Origin of the sequence: Bacillus paralicheniformis (genome assembly GCF_001042485.2) — a bacterium.
In the GTDB taxonomy this organism is placed as follows: domain Bacteria; phylum Bacillota; class Bacilli; order Bacillales; family Bacillaceae; genus Bacillus; species Bacillus paralicheniformis.
Genome location: NZ_LBMN02000012.1, coordinates 187266 through 205943, shown reverse-complemented (window position 1 = coordinate 205943; position 18678 = coordinate 187266). Strand labels below are relative to the sequence as shown.

At 50.1% G+C, this 18678-nt stretch carries 13 protein-coding genes; 8 read left to right on the top strand and 5 right to left on the bottom strand.

From position 1 onward, the window contains the following. Positions 1 to 14: 14 nt before the first annotated feature. A complete protein-coding gene (locus ACH97_RS10165; RefSeq protein WP_020450895.1) occupies positions 15 to 620 on the bottom strand; it encodes a LysE/ArgO family amino acid transporter in 606 nt (201 codons plus the stop codon). Positions 621 to 718: 98 nt separating this feature from the next. Between ACH97_RS10165 and ACH97_RS10160 the strand changes: the two genes are divergently transcribed. From ACH97_RS10160 to ACH97_RS10130, 7 genes are all read left to right on the top strand, one after another. Further along, complete coding sequence (locus ACH97_RS10160; protein ID WP_044803154.1) at positions 719 to 2191, top strand: aminotransferase-like domain-containing protein; 1473 nt, start codon at positions 719 to 721, stop codon at positions 2189 to 2191. Between the two features lie 285 nt (positions 2192 to 2476). Continuing rightward, on the top strand, positions 2477 to 3823 hold the full coding sequence (locus tag ACH97_RS10155; RefSeq protein ID WP_020450897.1) for an aspartate aminotransferase family protein: 1347 nt from the start codon (positions 2477 to 2479) through the stop codon (positions 3821 to 3823). Next, a complete protein-coding gene (locus ACH97_RS10150; protein WP_020450898.1) occupies positions 3807 to 5318 on the top strand; it encodes a pyridoxal phosphate-dependent decarboxylase family protein in 1512 nt (503 codons plus the stop codon). The genes ACH97_RS10155 and ACH97_RS10150 overlap by 17 nt, the downstream gene beginning before the upstream one ends. Continuing rightward, positions 5315 to 7078 (top strand): IucA/IucC family protein, encoded by a 1764-nt coding sequence (locus ACH97_RS10145; RefSeq protein WP_020450899.1) that lies wholly within the window; start codon positions 5315 to 5317, stop codon positions 7076 to 7078. Before ACH97_RS10150 ends, ACH97_RS10145 begins: the two co-directional genes overlap by 4 nt. Further along, positions 7075 to 7629, top strand: a complete 555-nt coding sequence (locus ACH97_RS10140; protein ID WP_020450900.1) for a GNAT family N-acetyltransferase — start codon at positions 7075 to 7077, stop codon at positions 7627 to 7629. Before ACH97_RS10145 ends, ACH97_RS10140 begins: the two co-directional genes overlap by 4 nt. Then, a complete protein-coding gene (locus ACH97_RS10135) occupies positions 7604 to 8947 on the top strand; it encodes a lysine N(6)-hydroxylase/L-ornithine N(5)-oxygenase family protein (protein WP_020450901.1) in 1344 nt (447 codons plus the stop codon). Before ACH97_RS10140 ends, ACH97_RS10135 begins: the two co-directional genes overlap by 26 nt. A 16-nt stretch (positions 8948 to 8963) precedes the next feature. Beyond that, the gene (locus ACH97_RS10130) at positions 8964 to 10778 is read left to right on the top strand and encodes an IucA/IucC family protein (RefSeq protein WP_020450902.1); all 1815 of its coding nucleotides are present in this window, start codon (positions 8964 to 8966) and stop codon (positions 10776 to 10778) included. 42 nt (positions 10779 to 10820) lie between these two features. Here ACH97_RS10130 and ACH97_RS10125 read toward each other — a convergent pair whose 3' ends face one another. Both ACH97_RS10125 and ACH97_RS10120 read right to left on the bottom strand, forming a co-directional pair. After that, positions 10821 to 11261, bottom strand: a complete 441-nt coding sequence (locus ACH97_RS10125) for a GNAT family N-acetyltransferase (RefSeq protein ID WP_020450903.1) — start codon at positions 11259 to 11261, stop codon at positions 10821 to 10823. 173 nt (positions 11262 to 11434) lie between these two features. Then, positions 11435 to 12268: a dehydrogenase/reductase SDR family member 1 gene (locus tag ACH97_RS10120; RefSeq protein WP_020450904.1), complete on the bottom strand. Its 834-nt coding sequence runs from the start codon at positions 12266 to 12268 to the stop codon at positions 11435 to 11437. A 111-nt stretch (positions 12269 to 12379) separates the two neighbouring features. On the opposite strand from ACH97_RS10120, the gene ACH97_RS10115 reads away from it, so the two are divergent. After that, a complete protein-coding gene (locus tag ACH97_RS10115) occupies positions 12380 to 13342 on the top strand; it encodes a helix-turn-helix transcriptional regulator (protein ID WP_020450905.1) in 963 nt (320 codons plus the stop codon). Positions 13343 to 13415: 73 nt separating this feature from the next. Here ACH97_RS10115 and metH read toward each other — a convergent pair whose 3' ends face one another. Then, the gene (gene metH / locus ACH97_RS10110; RefSeq protein ID WP_020450906.1) at positions 13416 to 16832 is read right to left on the bottom strand and encodes a methionine synthase; all 3417 of its coding nucleotides are present in this window, start codon (positions 16830 to 16832) and stop codon (positions 13416 to 13418) included. Next, on the bottom strand, positions 16825 to 18654 hold the full coding sequence (locus ACH97_RS10105) for a bifunctional homocysteine S-methyltransferase/methylenetetrahydrofolate reductase (RefSeq protein ID WP_020450907.1): 1830 nt from the start codon (positions 18652 to 18654) through the stop codon (positions 16825 to 16827). The genes metH and ACH97_RS10105 overlap by 8 nt, the downstream gene beginning before the upstream one ends. Between the last annotated feature and the right edge of the window lie 24 nt (positions 18655 to 18678).

The following is an 18678-nucleotide window of genomic DNA, read 5'->3' as shown; positions in this document are numbered from 1 at the left end:
GCGTTCCCGCAGGATCAGGTAAACAGCGAGGCGCCGAGGTAGGCGGCAAGCCCCCACATGACAGCCGCAGATCCTTTATTGAACAAGGTCATGACGATCCCCTGTGAATCGAGCTGTTTGAGAAGTCTTCCCGCTGCGGCAAGTCCAAGGAACCATAGCCACGAAACGATCATACATGCACAGGTGAACAGCCAAAGATCCGCACCTTCATACGCTAAAGAGTTGGTGCCGATCACGCCGACGATATCGAGCAAGGCGTGCGGATTTAAGAGCGATACGGCCGCAGCAAAAGCGATTTGCTTTTTGGGCGGCATAGCTTCGGACGCGTTTCCTACCGCCGGTTTGCTCCTCCATGTGATCCATCCCATATAAATGAGAAACAAAAGTCCTCCGGTCAAAAGGACAAATTTAACTTCAGGAAGGCCGGCGACAGCCGCGGAAATACCTGTGACTGCCAGTATAATCAGGAGGGAATCGCACAACGATGCGGAGATCACAAGCGGCATGACACGCAAAATGCTCGATGATGCAGCCCCTTGCTGAAAAATCAGGACATTTTGCGCGCCGAGCGGCAAGATCAGTCCAAAAGCGAGAATCATTCCGTGAATAGCTGCGTTCATGACTGCAAAAACCCCTTTCATTCAAAACATCCGTTTTATTGTAGAGCAAGAAACGGGGAATGTCTCCGGCCATTTGGCTGGTCTAATTGCCCAGCCAAATGTTATCCTTTAAAAAAGGAGCTGAACATGAAGTGCACAGACAGCTGAACAGACATTCAGATATTCCGCTATACCAGCAAATCGAACAGATTATAAAAGAGAAGATTTTGCAGGGGGAATGGCCGGCCGGGACGAAAATCCCTTCACAACGCAAGCTGGCCTCCATCTTTCAAGTGAATAGAAGCACGGTTACCGCGGCTCTGGACGAGCTGACAGCCCAAGGATTTCTTGAAGGCAACCGGGGCGGAGGCACAAAGGTGGCCAATCAAACATGGTCACAATTGACGGCGGGGCCGCCGCTTGACTGGACGAGTTATGTACGTTCGGGAATTCACCGTCCCAATTCAATGACGGTTCAGGAAATCAACAGGCAGGAGTTTACAGAAGGGATCATCAGGCTCGGCACAGGTGAATTAGCGCCTGAACTGCTGCCCTATCAACAGATGGAAGAGATTCTTCGCCGCGCACCGTCTGATAGGCTGATGCTCGGGTATGAAGAAGCGAAAGGAAGCCGCTATACAAGAGAGGTGCTGGCGGAGCATCTGGGCCGGAAGGGTGTGCGTGTATCGGCCGACTCGATTCTGATTGTCTCCGGAGCGCTCCAAGCGCTGCAGCTCATATCGATCGGTCTTTTGAAGCGGAGAGCCGTCGTGTTGACGGAAAAGCCGTCATACCTATACTCGCTGCACGTTTTTCAATCGATGGACATGCGGCTTTGCGGGCTTCCAATGGATGGCGGGGGATTAGACCCGTCCGTCATTCCGGCGGTAAAAAAACGGCATGGCGCCGATTTACTGTACACGATTCCGTCATTTCACAATCCGACGGGCAAACTGATGTCGGAAAACCGGAAGCGTGAGCTGATTCAAATGAGCAAAAGGCTGTCGCTCCCGGTTATTGAAGATGACGCATACGGCGACTTGCGGCTTGACGGTCCGCCGTCATCGCCGCTGAAGGCCATGGACAGAGAAGGCAGCATTCTTTATGTCAGTACACTATCGAAAACCGTCAGCCCCGGCCTTCGCATCGGCTGGGTCGCAGGCCCGGAGCCCGTCATCGAGAGGCTGGCCGATATTAAAATGCAGACTGACTACGGCTCAAGTTCATTGTCGCAATGGGTGGCTGCAAAGTGGCTTTCAAGCGGACTTTATGATGAAAATCTCAGCTGGATCAAAGATGAACTGAGACGAAGGCGGGATGAGGCGCTCCGGTGTCTTGAGACCTATTGCAGAGGAATCGCCCGCTGGGAAAAGCCTTCAGGCGGGTTTTACATTTGGGTCACATTTCTAAAGCCGCTCTCGCTCAGCGCTTTGTTCGAACAAGCATTACAGAAAAACATCCTCATCAATCCCGGCACCCTCTACGATAAAGAAGCTAAATACAGCATCAGGTTGTCCTATTCGTACGCCTCTTTGCCAGAGCTTCGCTACGGCATTCAAACGATCGCAGAACTCGCCGGGAAGCTCATGTGAGTCCCGGCTGTACCGGCTGCTGAAAAATCGACGTTCAGCAGCCGCTCCTTTTTATTTCAGGCCTCGGGTTATTTAAAAACAGTCCAAAAAATTCCATTAACATATCATTCAAGGAACTATTGATTCATATTAGCAGCTGGATTTGCAGTAGAGGAAATCTTCATGTTGCCTCATTGTGAGAAACGCCCTATTTTTCTGAATCTTATTGACATGCCGGTGTCACAAAATATACACTTTTTTTGTCATTGAAAATGATAATCTTTATCAATTGGAGGGATGCTTTCTATGCCTGTACAAACGAGTTCTAAAAATCAAGTGTTTTTGGAGCAGCAAAATAGAAGAGAGTCTAATGCGCGTTCATATCCGAGAAGATTTCCGCTCGCCATGCAAACCGCGGAAGGCGTCTTGGTGACTGATGCGGATGGAAAGCAATATTATGACTGCCTGGCAGGAGCGGGGACGCTTGCGCTTGGTCATAATCATCCAGTTGTGATTGAAGCGATTCAAAAAATGCTTGATGAAAAACGCCCGCTGCACACGCTTGATATCACTTCCGAAATCAAAGAAGAGTTTGTCAGCGAAGTATTTGCAAGCCTTCCTGAGGCGTTTGCCAAACGGGCGAAGATCCAGTTTTGCGGTCCGACCGGCGGCGATGCGATCGAAGCCGCTCTCAAGCTTGTCAAAACGGCAACGGGGAGAAGAACCATCTTGTCGTTTCACGGTGCCTATCATGGTGCAACTCATGGAACGATGGCGCTGAGCGGTAATTTATCTCCAAAGGAAAATGTCCAGGGACTTATGCCTGATGTGCATTTCCTGCCATATCCGTATGAATACCGCTGCCCGTTTGGAAGAGGAGGAGAGGCGAGCCACAAGCTGTCGAGCGCATATATCGAAAATATGCTGGATGATCCGGAAAGCGGAATTTTACAGCCGGCCGGGATGATCTTTGAAGCCGTACAAGGAGAAGGAGGCTCAGTTCCTGCTCGGGCTGAATGGATAAAAGAAATGAAAAGAATTACAAAAGAACGCGGAATCCCTCTAATCATTGATGAAGTGCAGACCGGCATCGGCAGAACCGGAAAAATGTTTGCGTTCGAGCACGCCGGCATTATACCGGATGTCATCGTCCTTTCAAAAGCGATCGGCGGAAGTCTTCCTCTGTCTGTCGTCATCTATGATCAAGACCTTGATCAGTGGGGACCGGGGGCGCATATCGGTACATTCAGAGGGAACCAGATGGCGATGGCGGCCGGAAGTGCAACGTTAAAATATATAAAAGAGCACGATGTACTGTCACATGTAGAAAAAGTCGGCACGAAGCTCATGCAGGAATTGCAAGACATTCAGGAACACGTTCCTGAAATCGGTGATGTCCGGGGACGGGGGCTGATGATCGGCGCCGAAATTGTCGCACCGCATAAAAAACAAAACACAAACGGCAGCTATCCGGCTGATGCGGAGCTTGCAAGCGTGATTCAAAGAAAATGCTTTGAAAAAGGACTGATCGTTGAAACGGGAGGCCGCCATGGAAGCGTGATCCGCTTCTTGCCGCCGCTCATCGTAACAGAGGCGCAAATCGACGATATCATCACGATCTTCAAAGAGGCCGTCTATGAAGCAGTCAAGTAAACAGAAAAACTTTGATTCCCTGTTTATGCACAACGGCGAACAGGGGATCAAAGCATACCGTGACGCGGCCGAGGCCGCTGTAGAGACGCTGTGGGCCGATTGGGAAAATAAAATGAAGCCCTACAGCGGGAAGATGCCGAATGAATTAAAGCACGAAATTAAAAACTTGTTTTCGTTTAAGGAAGCGGGAGAACCGCTTGCGGATGTTCTCGCCGATCTAAAAGAAGCCTATTTGCCGCACCGGATTCATGTTGAAGATCCAAAATGCGCCGCACACTTGCACTGTCCGCCGCTCATCCCGGCACTCGCTGCAGAGATGCTGATCAGTGTGCTGAATCAGTCGATGGATTCGTTTGATCAAAGCGGAGCGGCTTCATTGATCGAGGAAGAAATGGTGCAGTGGCTTTGCCGAAAGTTCGAGTACGGAAAGGATGCTGACGGAACATTTACGAGCGGAGGCACACAGTCTAATTACATGGGGCTTCTGTTGGCCCGCGATGCTTTCTGTGAAAAGCAGTGGAACTGGAACGTACAGAAGGACGGACTGCCGCCGGAAGCGGACAGGCTGCGGATCCTCTGTTCAAAGGATGCTCATTTTACCGTGAAAAAGTCGGCTTCCCAGCTCGGACTCGGAGAGCGCGCCGTCGTACTCGTCGATACAGATGATGAAAAGCGGATGAGCCTTTACGATTTAAAGCGAAAAACAACGCTGCTTGAGGAATCGGGCTTACATCCATTTGCGATTGTTGCCACATGCGGTACGACGGACTTCGGAAGCATCGATCCGCTTTCCGAGCTTGCGGATGCCGCGTATGCCGGCGGGCTTTGGCTTCACGTTGATGCCGCGTATGGAGGGGCGTTGATTTTGAGCAGAACCCGCCGCTATAAATTGGCCGGTATCGACAGGGCCGACTCCATCAGCGTCGACTTCCACAAGCAGTTTTATCAGCCAGTCAGCTGCGGCGCTTTTCTTGTCAAAGACAGAAGGCATTTCCGCTTGATTGGTTATCATGCCGATTATTTAAATCCTGAAGAGGATGAAGCGGAGGGAATCGTTCATCTCGTCAATAAATCGATTCAGACGACGAGGCGCTTTGACGCTTTAAAGCTGTTTGTCTCGCTGCGTGTGCTTGGAGAAGATACATTCGCAGAGATGATTGACTGGACATTCGCATTGGCCGAAGCGACAGCGGAAAAAATCTCAGCAAGCGATCGGTTCGAACTGCTAAATCCGCACCCTGAACTGAACGCTGTCGTCTTCCGCTGCCTCGCCTCAGAAGACGACGCAGAGAACGACCGTTTGAATAAATGTATCCACAGAGAATTGTTCAGAACGGGACAGGCGGTGATCGCCAAGACGGCAGCAGCCGGGAAAACGTATTTAAAATTCACGCTGCTGAATCCGCGGACGACGCTTTCGGATCTTGACGACATTCTCGGCAGGATTCAAGAGCTGGCAAGTCTTTATACGAATAGCAGGAGGGTAACAAGATGAGTTCATTTAAAGAAATAGCAGAAAACGCTACGATTCAAAGTTTTTTAAATTGCTATTTGCGTGAAACCGGCATCAAAACCCGTGAGATCGCGGACGGCTCTCAAAAAACGCTGATTGTTCCGCTAAAACGCCAGCAAATCGAGCTGATCGTTCCGATCAAGTACTGGTCGAAGACGGGAAGGCACCTTTTCTCATTTCCGCTTTACTATCAAACAACCCAAAACAAGCCGCTTCCGCTCGACTATGTCACGCTCGTCTCCCTCGCTTCAAAAGAATTGCTTCTTCAGCAAAACCGCGGGGGTGCCGAGGATGAATTCATGCTCAGAGTCATTTTGAGCTGCCGCAATATCAGCCGTTATGTGGAAGAACGGGCCGGTGATCAAAATGAGCTTAGCCGCGCTGATTTTACGTTTATCGAAGCGGAGCAGTCGCTCTTGCTCGGTCATCTGATGCACCCGACGCCAAAAAGCAGGCAGGGCATGAAACCTGAAGAGGAAAACATTTTCTCACCTGAATTGAAAGGGGAGTTTCAGCTTCATTACTTTAAGGCGCATGCCTCGCTCGTTCTGCACGATTCAAGTACTGGAACAAAAGCGCCGCTAGTCATACAAGAGGAATTGAGAAACGACCCGATGATTGATAATGCGTGGCTAGACGAGCAAACGGCCGATCCGAATTTTGCGCTTCTTCCCGCACACCCGCTCCAGGCGAGAGCTTTGCTGGAGGAGCCGTATGTTCAAAAATTGATCGATCAAGGTCTCCTTACATATCTCGGTGCAAAGGGCAGGACGTTCACGGCGACATCCTCTGTCCGCACGGTTTACAGCAAGCACTCGCGCTATATGTACAAATTCTCGGTCCCGATCAAAATCACGAATTCGCTTCGTGTGAACAAGCAGAAAGAATTGGACAGAGGTGTTGAAATGGCCCGGCTGCTTCAGACAGAACTCGGTCAAAGGTTAAAACAGGAGTTTCCGGGCTTTCGCGTTATCACAGATCCTGCCTACATCTCGATTCGGGGGGAGAACGGGGAGTCCGGCTTTGAAGTCGTGATTAGGGAGAATCCGTTTTATGAAGACGACCGTTCGGCATGTCTGGTCGCCGGGCTTTGCCAAGATCACGCCTTCGGGAAAGAGTCACGGCTGTCCTCTGTGATCCGCGGGCTGGCGTTAAAAGAAGGGCGGACAACGGAAGAAGTGAGCATTGATTGGTTTGACAAATATTTATCCATTTCGATAGAGCCTGTTTTATGGCTGTTTGAAACATACGGGCTGGCGATTGAAGCGCACCAGCAAAACGCCGTTATCCGCTTAAAAAACGGCTATCCGGAGACGTTTTACTACAGGGATAATCAAGGCTATTACTACAGCGAATCAAAAGCCGGGATTCTTTCCAAGCTGATCGAAGACTTGAGCGAAAGGAGCGAGACGATCTGCACGGACGGCGTGGCTGTTGAGAGACTGCGCTATTATTTCTTCTTCAACCATCTGTTTGGGCTGGTGAACGGGTTTGGCTGCGAAGGGCTGATCCGGGAAGAAACGCTCCTGTCCATGATCAGAGAGCGGCTTGAAAAAGCGGAACACATTTACGGCATCACTGAGTTGACGGACAGCCTGCTTCGGTTTTCGGAGCTTCCGTGCAAGGCCAATCTGCTGACGAGATTTTACGACATGGATGAGCTGACGGGCTCGCTTGAAACCCAGTCTCGTTATACGTCTGTCGGCAATCCGCTGTTAAAGGAGGCGGCGGCCGTCCAATGAACGACCGGATCACATTTCAAAAAGCGGACTATGCAAGAGACGTATCGCTCGTCTATCGCTGGATGCAGGAGGAGCACGTCATCCCGTTTTGGCATTTAAACATGCCGTTTGCAAAATTTGAAGACCATTTTCACAAGGCCATCACAGACCCCCACCAAACGCTGTACATCGGCTCTATCGACGGTGTGCCCATGAGCTACTGGGAGTCGTACTGGGTCAAGGGGGACGTCATTGAACACCACTATGATAATGAACCTTTTGACCAGGGCATCCACCTGTTGATCGGAGAAAAAGAGTACTTGGGAAAAGGGCTGGCCCTTCCGCTTTTAAAAGCGATGGTCTGTATGCAATTTGCCGAGCCTAACACAAAAAAGGTCATCGCAGAGCCGGATATCCGCAACAAAAAAATGATTCATGTTTTTGAAAAATGCGGGTTTCGCCCGATTAAACCTGTGAATCTCCCTGATAAAACCGGATTATTGATGTTTTGCGAACGAGAACGTTTTTTTGAAAAGGGGAAAAAAGATGAACTCTACAAAGAGAGCCACTGATGTATATGATGTCATCGGCGTCGGCATCGGGCCGTTTAACCTTGGCCTTGCCGCATTAGCCGATTCCGTGCCTGAGATTAATGCGCTGTTTTTTGAACGAAATGAAAGCTTTAACTGGCATCCCGGCATGCTGATTGAAGGGACGACACTGCAGGTGCCGTTTTTGGCCGACTTGGTGAGCATGGCCGATGTGACAAGCGAATACAGCTTTTTAAACTATCTCCAGCAGCATAACCGTCTGTATTCTTTTTATTTTCTGGAAGACTTTCATATTCCGAGAAAGGAATACAACCACTACTGCCGCTGGGTGGCAGAACAGCTTGACTCGTGCCGCTTCGGGATGAATGTTGAAAGCATATCGCTCATTGAATCGAATCCGGAGGCGCTTTTTAAAGTGCGGGTCGTGAATCGGGAAAACGGCGGGGAAGCCGTTTATTACACGAGGCATGTTGCGCTTGGCATTGGGACGGGCCCGCACGTTCCCGAAACGCTCTCAGACGCTTTGGGAGGCTCGGTGTTCCATTCAGCTGAGTATTTAATGAGAAAGCCCGACGGATTTAAAGGGAAAAGGGTGGCCGTCGTCGGCTCCGGTCAAAGCGCAGCCGAGGTGTTTTATGACCTCGTCGGTGAAGATGAAGCGGAGCATGTCAGCTGGCTCACCCGCTCAAAAGGCTTCTTCCCGATGGAATATTCGAACCTCGGGCTCGAATATTTTTCGCCTGATTATATCGATTTTTTCTATCAGCTTCCACAGTGGAAAAAAGATGAATTGCTAACGCAGCAGGATCTCCTTTATAAAGGAATCAGCGCGAAGACGATCAGCGATATTTATCATCTTCTGTATGAGCGGACCTGCGGAGGGCGGGAAGCGGCTTTTGATCTTCAGTCCATGACAGAAGTCAAGCAGATCGAACAGCATGGAGAAACGCTGATTCTGCACTGCGCAAACCGGGTGAATGAAGAACGGTTTGAGCGGCAGGCAGATGTGGTCGTCCTGGCGACGGGCTATAAAGAGAGGCTGCCGGAGTGTCTGGCACCTGTTGACAGCCTGATTGAAAAGGACGCGGGCGGCCGCTATGTCATTACGCGCGACTATAGACTGGTGACAGCTGCAACATCAAAAAACCATATTTTCGTTCAAAACGGAGAGCTGCACACGCACGGCGTCGGAGCGCCTGACCTGGGACTCGGCGCTTACCGGAACTCGGTGATCATCAATCAGCTAGCCGGGAGAGAAGTATACAACGTCAGCCACAAAACGGTTTTCCAGACATTCGGAACAGGAATCACCGAAAAAACCGCGGTGCCAAACGGCTAATAAAGGAGGCATTTTCATGTTGTTTCAAGATGAATTAAAGAGGGTCCTCAATCCGGACAGGTGGACAGAAGTCAATCGGCGATTACTGGCGAAGATGCTTTCTGAGTATATGTATGAGGATATCATCAAGCCCGATTTCATTGAAACTGAAGACGGCATCAACCGGTATGAGCTGAGAACGGCGGAGGATAAGGTGTACCGGTTTGCCGCCAAACCCCGCATGTTTGACAGTTTTGACGCGATGCCGGAGACGATTGAAGTCTTCAAGAGCGGACAATGGACAAAACAAGTGAGCGCGATTGAATTTCTCCTCGATATCCAGCCGCATATCCCGATGAGTCCGGAAACAGCGGGGCATTTGATCAAAGAGTTCAACCATACGATGCTGGCGGATGCTCATCTTTTGGCAAAGGATGCGCTTACGGCTGACGAGCTGACCGAAGCCGATTATGCCGTCATTGAAGGCGAGATGACAGGCCATCCGTGGATCGTCTACAACAAAGGAAGAATCGGTTTTGGCTATGATGACTACCTCCGGTTTGCACCGGAAAATCAGAGAGCCGAACGGCTGCTGTGGATCGCTGTACACAAAGAGACCGCGTCATTCCACTCAGTTGAAGGACTCGATTATGAAACGCTGATTCATAAAGAGCTTGATGAGCTGACTTTAAGGCAGTTCGCTAAAGTGATAGAAAAGCAGGACGCAGCCAGTGAAGACTATTATTATCTGCCCGTCCACAAATGGCAGTGGACAAATACAATCATTCAGCAGTTTCCGGAAGAAATTGCTTCAAAAGCGATCATTCCTTTAGGGGAAGGCGGAGACGAGTACCTGCCGCAGCAGTCGATCAGGACCTTTACAAACATCACAAACAAACACAAGCATCATATTAAACTGCCGATGAGCATTTTAAATACGCTTGTATACAGAGGACTGCCGTCGGAGCGGACGGTGATCGCGCCGAGAATTACTGAGCATATTAAAGGGATCGCCGAAAACGACGCATTTCTAAAAGATGAATGCAGGGTGATCCTGCCGGGCGAAAATGCCAGTCTGAACGTTGATCACCAATACTATCATGCTCTTGAAAAAGCCCCGTATCAATATTTGGAAATGCTCGGCGCTATTTTCAGAGAAAGCATTTATACGTATTTGGAAGATGGAGAGCAGCCTGTTACGCTCGCTTCTTTAACATACATTGATCAAGGCGGCGTGCCGTTTATCAGGCGCCTGATCGAAAAGTCGGAGCTGTCAGCGGAGGAGTGGATCGGAAAGCTGTTTAACACCGTGATGCCGCCGCTTCTGCATTTCATGTACCGCTACGGAACCGTATTTTCGCCGCACGGACAAAATACGATTCTCGTCTTAAAAGATTATCAGCCGCACAGGCTGGCGATTAAAGATTTTGTAGATGACGTCAATATCAGCGACCAGCCGCTGCCTGAACTGAGCGGTTTGACAGAAGATTTAAAAGTCGTTCTCAGAAGCGAGCCGCCGGAAGGGCTTGTGCAGTTTATCTTTACAGGGCTTTTCATTTGCCATTTGCGCTATGTGGCCAACATTTTGGAAAATGACGGTCTGCTTCCTGAAAAGCGCCTGTGGAAAGCTTTGGCTGATGCGATTTTGGAATATCAGCAGAGATTCCCTGAACTGCATGAGCGCTTCGAATTGTTCGACTTATTCAAGCCGGAATTGACGAAGCTCTGCCTCAACAGAAACCGGATGGTCGACTACGGCTATAAGGACGGAGATGACCGCCCGCATGCCTCCGAATTCGGAAAAGTGACAAACGCGCTTGCGCAATTTAAAAAAGAGGCCGCAAAGCTTTAATGCTCATGCGGCAGAGAATGCCCCGCTTCCGGCGGGGGTTTTTTATGTCAATTTCTTATACATCAAAATATGAGGTCCGATCGGCGGTATATCGTAGACCCCGCCTTGTTCGCTGAAGCCGAGCTTTTTATAGTACCCGCTCACAGATGTCCTGGCGTTGCACCATAAAAGGTCTGCGCCTTTTTTCCGAAGAAGCTCTTCGGCATGGCGGATAAGCGTACTGCCCGCTTTTTGCTCGCGGTACCCTTCAAGTGTCGCCATCCCTCTCAGCTGATACTGTTTTTGGCCTTCAAGCTCTGAATGTTCGGCTTGATGAAAGGAGGCGATGCTGATCAGCCTGTCCCGATAATATCCGCCGAGGTGAAACGTGCCCCCGAGCAAATCGGTTTCATACTTGCATGCTTCCAGCGGCTGATTCGGCCGGAGAATGCGGTGCCTGATCTCATACGTATCTTCCGCGTTTATAGGTTTGACTTCAATCATATGATTCCTCCTTCAGTTGCAGTTCAGATTGGGCGAACGAAATTCCGCGTGCTGTTGAAATCATGACTGTCATTCCATTATATAACGTTGGCGGAAACGATCAAAGCAGGATAAACGCCTTCACCTGATCTGCCTTTAAAGAATCATTTCCCCCGAGAGGCGATCCCTAATCCCTATATCGTAAATGGCGGAATATACCGTCCGTCCACATCTGTAAACTGATATTCTTTGGCTAAATCACCAACTCTTAACGCACGTCCGCTTTTCTCCATCACATCCGGATCTTTGGCCAATGCTGTGATTCCGCGTCCGACATAATAAGGCGTTTCGGTTTTCCTTAAATCTTCTGACTCCTGCCAATCCGCCTCATCTGATTTATGGTACTTCAGCACAAGTTCGGTTCTCATAAATCCCGGCGAAACGGCAAGAACGGCAATGTTGTCCCGTTTTAATTCCAATGAAAGACCGTACGCCATCCGGACGATGGCGTTCTTGGCCAAATCGTAATAAAACTGTCCGGTGTATTTGTTCTCATCCCAAAAGGTCGTATGAATGATAAGAGCTTGTTTATTTTCGCGAAGGAGCGGCACGGCGAAGTGGTTCGTCGCCAGCTGGGCGCGCACCCCTGCGGTGAACATCGTATCCCAATTTTTTAATGACAATTCCCAAAAAGGCTTTGCCTCGACACCCAGATCGTGCGCACCCCATACATTGTTGATCAAGATATCCAGTTTTCCTTGTTCTTCGCGAATTTTAGCGATGACAGCCTCTGTTTCTGAATCGTTCGTATGATCACATCTTACAGCAATACCCTTTCCGCCGGAAGCTTCAATTTGTGACACGGTGTCATCAATTGTACCGGGCCATTGATTCGTGGAAGCCCCCCTGATGCTGCGGCCTGTCATATACACGGTTGCACCGGCTTTTCCAAGTTCGACAGCGATGGCGCGGCCGGCGCCTCTGCTTCCGCCTGTTACGAGAGCGATTTTTCCTTTCAGCGGTTTCATTCATCCCATTCCTTTCATTATAAAAGATATGCTCATTATAAAAGCTGAATCTTGACAACCATTGTCATATTTTATTAAATAAGTTCATCCATTGATAAAAAAGGTGGTCATATGAGAGGAGATCGACTGATATCTATTCTTTTAATGCTTCAGGCGCAGGGACAAATGACGGCGAAAGAATTAGCGGAAAGGCTGGAAGTCTCGGAGCGGACGATTTACAGAGATATGGAAGCGTTAAGCGGAGCTGGAATTCCCGTTGTGGCCGAGCGCGGGATTAACGGAGGCTGGTCATTGCTTGATGATTACCAAACCACTTTAACCGGTTTAAAAGAATCTGAAATACGCGCATTATTTGTCCCGCTTTCTGAACAATTGCTGGACGATCTCGGATTAACCCGCATATCCGAAGAAGCCCGAAATAAACTGATAGCCTCGCTGCCTTCGGTATATCGTCAAAACGCAAAAGACGTGTGGAACCGAATATATGTTGATACCCGTGCATGGCGCCATAAGAAAGAAAAAGCAGCATCCTTTGAAGTGCTGAAAGATGCCATATGGAAAGATCAAAAATTAAAAATCGTTTATCAGCGGGCAGATGGACAAACAGCTGATCGAATTGTAGCACCGCTTGGACTGGTAGCTAAAGGGTCAAACTGGTATCTGATTGCATCTAAAGAAAATGGGGAGATTCGAAATTACAGGGCTTCACGGATTCATTCTGCCACTCCTGTCCGCGAAACATTTGAAAGGCCCGAAAACTTTGATATTGCTCACGTATGGCAGTCTTCAACAAAGGAATTTATCGAAAGGCTGCCGACGTATGAAGTGCGGGTGAAGGCGGCGCAGGACATCTTGCCGAGGCTGTCGTTTACCAATTATTTTGTGCGGATCATCGAAACAAATGAGGTCGATCAGGAGGGGTGGATCCCCGTTACATTATCTTTTGATACGGAAGAAGAAGCGAAAAGGTATATACTCGGGTTCGCAGAGCACATAAGGATTATTGAACCTAAAGAACTGCACGGGAAGATACTCAACATGGCTGAATCCATTGTTGCTCATTATAAATCCTGAAGTATTCGCGGCATATGTTACGTCCATACAAAATGAACCCTGCAGGCCGCAAACGGCAAGCAGGGTCTTCGGGTTAATGAACATTGAAATATCTGGCTTCCGGATGGGAGACAACGATCGCTGATACGGAAGCTTCGGGCTCCATCATAAAGCCATCTGTTAAATGAACGCCGATTCCTTCAGGCTGGATGAGTCTGAAGAGTTTTTCCTGATCTTCGAGATTCGGACAGGCCGGATATCCGAAGGAGTAGCGCTGTCCCTGGTATTTCGCCTGAAAACGCTGTTCCATCGTGAAGTCTGGTGCATCAGGGAAGCCCCAGCGGTCGCGGATAACTTGGTGCGTCCGTTCGGCGAGTCCTTCGGCCAGCTCAAGAGCAAGCGCTTGTACCGCATGACTTTTCAAGTAGTCGCCTTCCTCCTTAAAGCGGTTTGCGGCTGCTCTTACATGTCTGCCCGCTGTCACGGCAAAGAACGAGACATAATCGAGCTCTCCTTTCGGTCGGACATAATCGGAAATACAGCGGTACGGAAGCTTTTCCTGCCTAGGAAAAACAAACGTTTCAAGGATGCTGTCTTTGTTCCCGGGGTCTAAAATATGGAGCGAATCCCCGTCGCTGTACGCGGGGAAAAATTGATAGACGACGGCGGGGTCGAACCAGCCGTGCTCTTTCCCGTCTCTCAGCAACTCGTCAATCAGCTCTTTCAGCTCCAGTGCTTTCGGATGCTGTTCAGCCAGGAGCTTTTTGACTTTTCCTTTCAAGCCGAGGTGATGGCCGAGCAGCATTTGTTCATTGACATACGGCACGATATAGGAAAGGTCGATGTTTTTCAAATAGTGCCGCTTCAAGTCTTCCGGCTGAAAGACCGGCGCCTGCGGAACGTGCGCCCGTTTTTCAAGCATTTCAATCACGGCTTTCGTCTGCTTTTTCTCCGCGACGGCGGCGGGTGCAGCGGCTTCTTTTTTCTCGAGAAACTGCGACGGGTCCGTCCGCAGCTGATTGGCGAGCGATAAGCCGTCCATGGCGTCCTTCGCGTATAAAACCGGCCCTTTATATTCAGGCGAAATTTTCATGTTCGTGAACTTTCTTGAAAGCGCGGCTCCGCCGACCATAATCGGGATGGAAATATCCGCTTTGTCGAGGTCCTGCGCTGTAACGACCATTTGCTGCGCCGATTTGACGAGCAGGCCGGACAGACCGATGATATCGGGATTCTCTTTGCGGACCGCTTCAATTAATTCCTGCGGTGTCACTTTAATCCCAAGATCGACAACCTTGTAGCCGTTGTTGCTTAAAATGATGTCGACTAAGTTTTTGCCGATATCATGGACATCGCCTTTAACGGTTGCCAAAACGATCTTTCCTTTGCCGCTGTCGTCTTTCTTTTCCATATACTGTTCGAGAAAGGAAACGGCAGCTTTCATGACTTCTGCCGACTGCAGCACTTCAGCGACAATCAGCTCATTGTTGTTAAACAGCCGTCCGACCTCCGCCATGCCGTCCATAAGCGGACCGTTGATCACGTCGAGCGGGGCGGCAAATTTTTTCAACGCTTGTTCGAGATCGGGAATCAAGCCTTCTTTTGTACCCTCGATGACGTACTCAGCCAAGCGCTCTTCCAGGGAAAGAGATGTTTTCGGCTGTTTGTCCGTTTTTTTCTTTCCGCGGTAGAAGTCAGTGAAGGATGCGAGCGTTTTGTCATCAGTGTGAAACAGAAGTTTTTCAGCCATTTCGACTTCTTCTTTAGGAATGGAAGCGAACCGCTCAAGCTTTTCCGTATTGACGATCGCGTAATCAAGCCCGGCCTGTGTTGCGTGGTACAAGAATACAGCATTTAAGATTTCCCGGCCGACGGGCGGAAGACCGAATGAGACGTTGCTGACGCCGAGAATCGTTAAACATTCAGGGAGCCGCTCTTTGATGAGGCGGATGCCTTCGATCGTTTCTTTAGCTGAGCCGATGTATTGTTCATCACCTGTTCCGACAGGGAAGACGAGCGGATCGAAGATGATATCGCTGGCCGGTATTCCGTACTTTTCGGTGAGCAGCTGATGCGACCTGACGGCGACGGCCAGCTTCTTTTCCGCGGTGACCGCCATTCCCTCTTCATCGATCGTACCGACGACGAGTGCCCCTCCGAACTGTTTGACGAGCGGGAGGATGTCAGCGAACCGTTCTTCGCCGTCTTCAAGGTTGATCGAATTGATGATCGCTTTTCCCTGTGAGTATTTCAGCGCCTTTTCAATCACCGTTTTGTCCGTCGAGTCGATGACAAACGGGGCTTTTACTTTTTTCATCGCTTCTGTTAAGAAGCCTTCCATATCTTCCGCTTCATCGCGGTCCGGGTCTGCAAGGCAGATGTCGATGACATGGGCGCCGTTTTTCACTTGGGCTCTCGCGATTTCGGATGCTTCCTCAAATTTCTGTTCAGCGATCAGCCGCTTGAATTTTCTCGATCCGATGACATTTGTCCGCTCCCCGACAAAAAGGGGACGCATCGTTTCTTCATAAATTAGTCCGTCGATCCCTGAGACGGTGTGCGGCTTTTTTTCCGAAGGGACCGTCCGCGGCGGCAGCGAGGCTACTTCATCGGCCAGCGCTTCAATATGGGCGGGCGTCGTTCCGCAGCAGCCGCCGACAATGTTCAGCCAGCCTTCTTCTGCAAACGCCTTGATTTTTTTCGCGAGCGATTGCGGTGATTCATGGTATTGTCCCTCCTCATCGGGGAGGCCGGCATTCGGATAGCAGCTGACGGCCGTCCTCGCAAGGGAAGAAAGGGTTCTGATGTGATCTGTCATAAATTCCGGGCCCGTCGCGCAATTTAAACCGACGCTGACCGGCTTCATATGCTCGAGTGAGATATAGAACGATTCGATATCCTGGCCGGCCAGTGTCGTGCCCATCGGTTCGATCGTGCCTGATACCATGAGGGGAAGGGTTTTGTCGGTTTTTTCGAAGGCTTGCCTGATGCCGATAAAGCCCGCTTTAACGTTCAGCATATCCTGGCTCGTTTCGAGCAGCAAGAGGTCGGCTCCCCCTGTGATCAGCGCTCTTGCCTGTTCCTCGTAATTATCGATCAGCTCGTCAAAGGTCGTGCCGCCGGTGACGGAAAGGGTTTTTGTCGTCGGACCCATCGCGCCGGCGACAAACCTTGGCCATTCAGGTGTGGAAAACTTTTCGGCGGCCGCTTTGGCGAGTTTGACTGAAGCGAGGTTGACTTCATAGGCGCGCTGCCCGAGGTCGTACTCGTCCAGAACGAGCCGTGTGGCTCCGAATGTATTGGTTTCGATGATATCGGCTTTAGCGGCCAGATAGGCTTCGTGGATGCCCTGAATGATATGAGGTGCCGTGATGCTTAGAAATTCATTGCACCCTTCATAGGCCTCGCCGCCGAAGTCAGCGGCGGACAAACCGGCATTCTGGATCATCGTTCCCATCGCACCGTCAAGGACGAGGATTTTTTTCTTCAGCTGGTCATTGATGTTAGACATTTGTTTTCTCCTTTTCTTTCTGGTGGATATATGCCGTCAGTTCGGCGGTTAAATCAGACCGCAAAAACGGTGTGATCAGATAAATGCCGTTGAACAGGTCGCACGCCGCATCAAGCAGGGAGCGGGCGATCGCGAGCCCTTCCTCGGCCTGTTTTTGTTTGTCATTTCCCGCCAGCGCCATCTTTTCGCGGATTGAATCGGACAGTTTGATGCCGGGGATTTCGTTGTGGATGAATTCCGCGTTGCGGCTGCTGGTCAGCGGCATGACGCCGATATAGATCGGTGTTTCAAGATGCTTTGTTTCTTCGTGGATTTTGATGAGCTGCTCCTCTGAATAGACAGGCTGGGAAATGAAATAGTCTGCGCCGCAGGCGATTTTTTTCTCAAGCCGTTTCACCGCTTTGTCAATGTGTCTGACATTCGGATTGAAGGCGGCCGCCACTGAGAAATTTGTTTTCTTGCCGAGCGGTTTACCTGAATATGACAAGCCTTCGTTAAACTGTTTGATCAGGCTGATCAAATCGAACGATGTCAGATCATAGACGGAAGTCGCTCCCGGAAAGTCGCCGATTTTCGACGGATCGCCGGTAATCGCCAGCACGTCTGACAGCCCCAGTGTATCGAGCCCCATTAGATGGGACTGCAGGCCGATCAGGTTGCGGTCTCTGCATGTAATATGGATCAGCGACCTCATATCGAGGCGCTGTTTTAAGAGCGCGCCGCAGGCGACATTGCTGATCCTCGGTGTGGCAAGCGAGTTGTCCGCCAATGTCAGTGCATCGATTCCGGCTGATTGAAGCTCTTTAGCGGCGTGCAAAAATTTCTCAAAGTTTAATTGTTTTGGAGGATCGAGTTCGACGATAATGGACCGTTTTTGCTTGGCCAGATCGTCGAGAACGGGCTCTGTCCTTTCGTTTTGAACAGCAAGCGCCGCTTTCTTTCTGATTTTCACGTGCTTTTCGGTGACTGGAGGAAGCCCTTTGACTGCCTCAGCCATCGCCCTGATGTGGTTCGGCGTGGTTCCGCAGCAGCCGCCGATGATCCGTGCGCCTTGATTGCGGAATTCCTCCGCGCTTTCCCTGAAATATTCATCATCTGTCTCATAAACAAGCCTGCCTTCGACAAGGGACGGGAGGCTGCTGTTGGGATAGACGGAAAGATAGGCGTCTTCTAAAAGCGGGACTTCTTCAAGCGCTCTGATCATATGATAAGGGCCGAGGCGGCAGTTGATGCCAACGACTTCTGCGCCGAGGGATGCCAGCTGCTTCAGACCGTCCGCAAGCGGGGTTCCGTCCTGAAGAACGCCCTCTTCGTGCATTGAGACATTCAAAATGATCGGCAGCTCTGTTTCCTTTCTGGCAATCTTTAAAACTTCGCGCGCTTCTTCTAAATCATAATAGGTTTCGAGCAGAAGTCCGTCCGGCTGCTCATTTAACAGAAGATAGAGCTGTTCGCGGAAGCTTCTTTTAATGTCCTCGAGAGAATACGAGTTTTTGTTGAACGTCCGGATTCCGCCGAGCGTACCGAGAACATAAGCAGAACCGGCGGCGGAGCGGGCGAGACGGACCGCTTTTTCGTTGATTTGTTTTGTTTCGTCTTCGAGCCCGTATCTGGACAGCTTGATGAAGTTTGCGCCGTACGTGTTCGTTTGAATGATATCGGCGCCGGCCTGTACATACGCTTCGTGGACGCGTCTCACTTCTTCGGGCTTGGAGATGTTCAGTTCCTCAAAACACCTGTCGATCCCGTAGGAATACAGAAGTGTGCCCATTGCGCCGTCCGCGATTAACGTTTTGCTTTTTATATCCTCCAAAAAACCCATCGTTTTCCCCCTTAAGCATTTTTG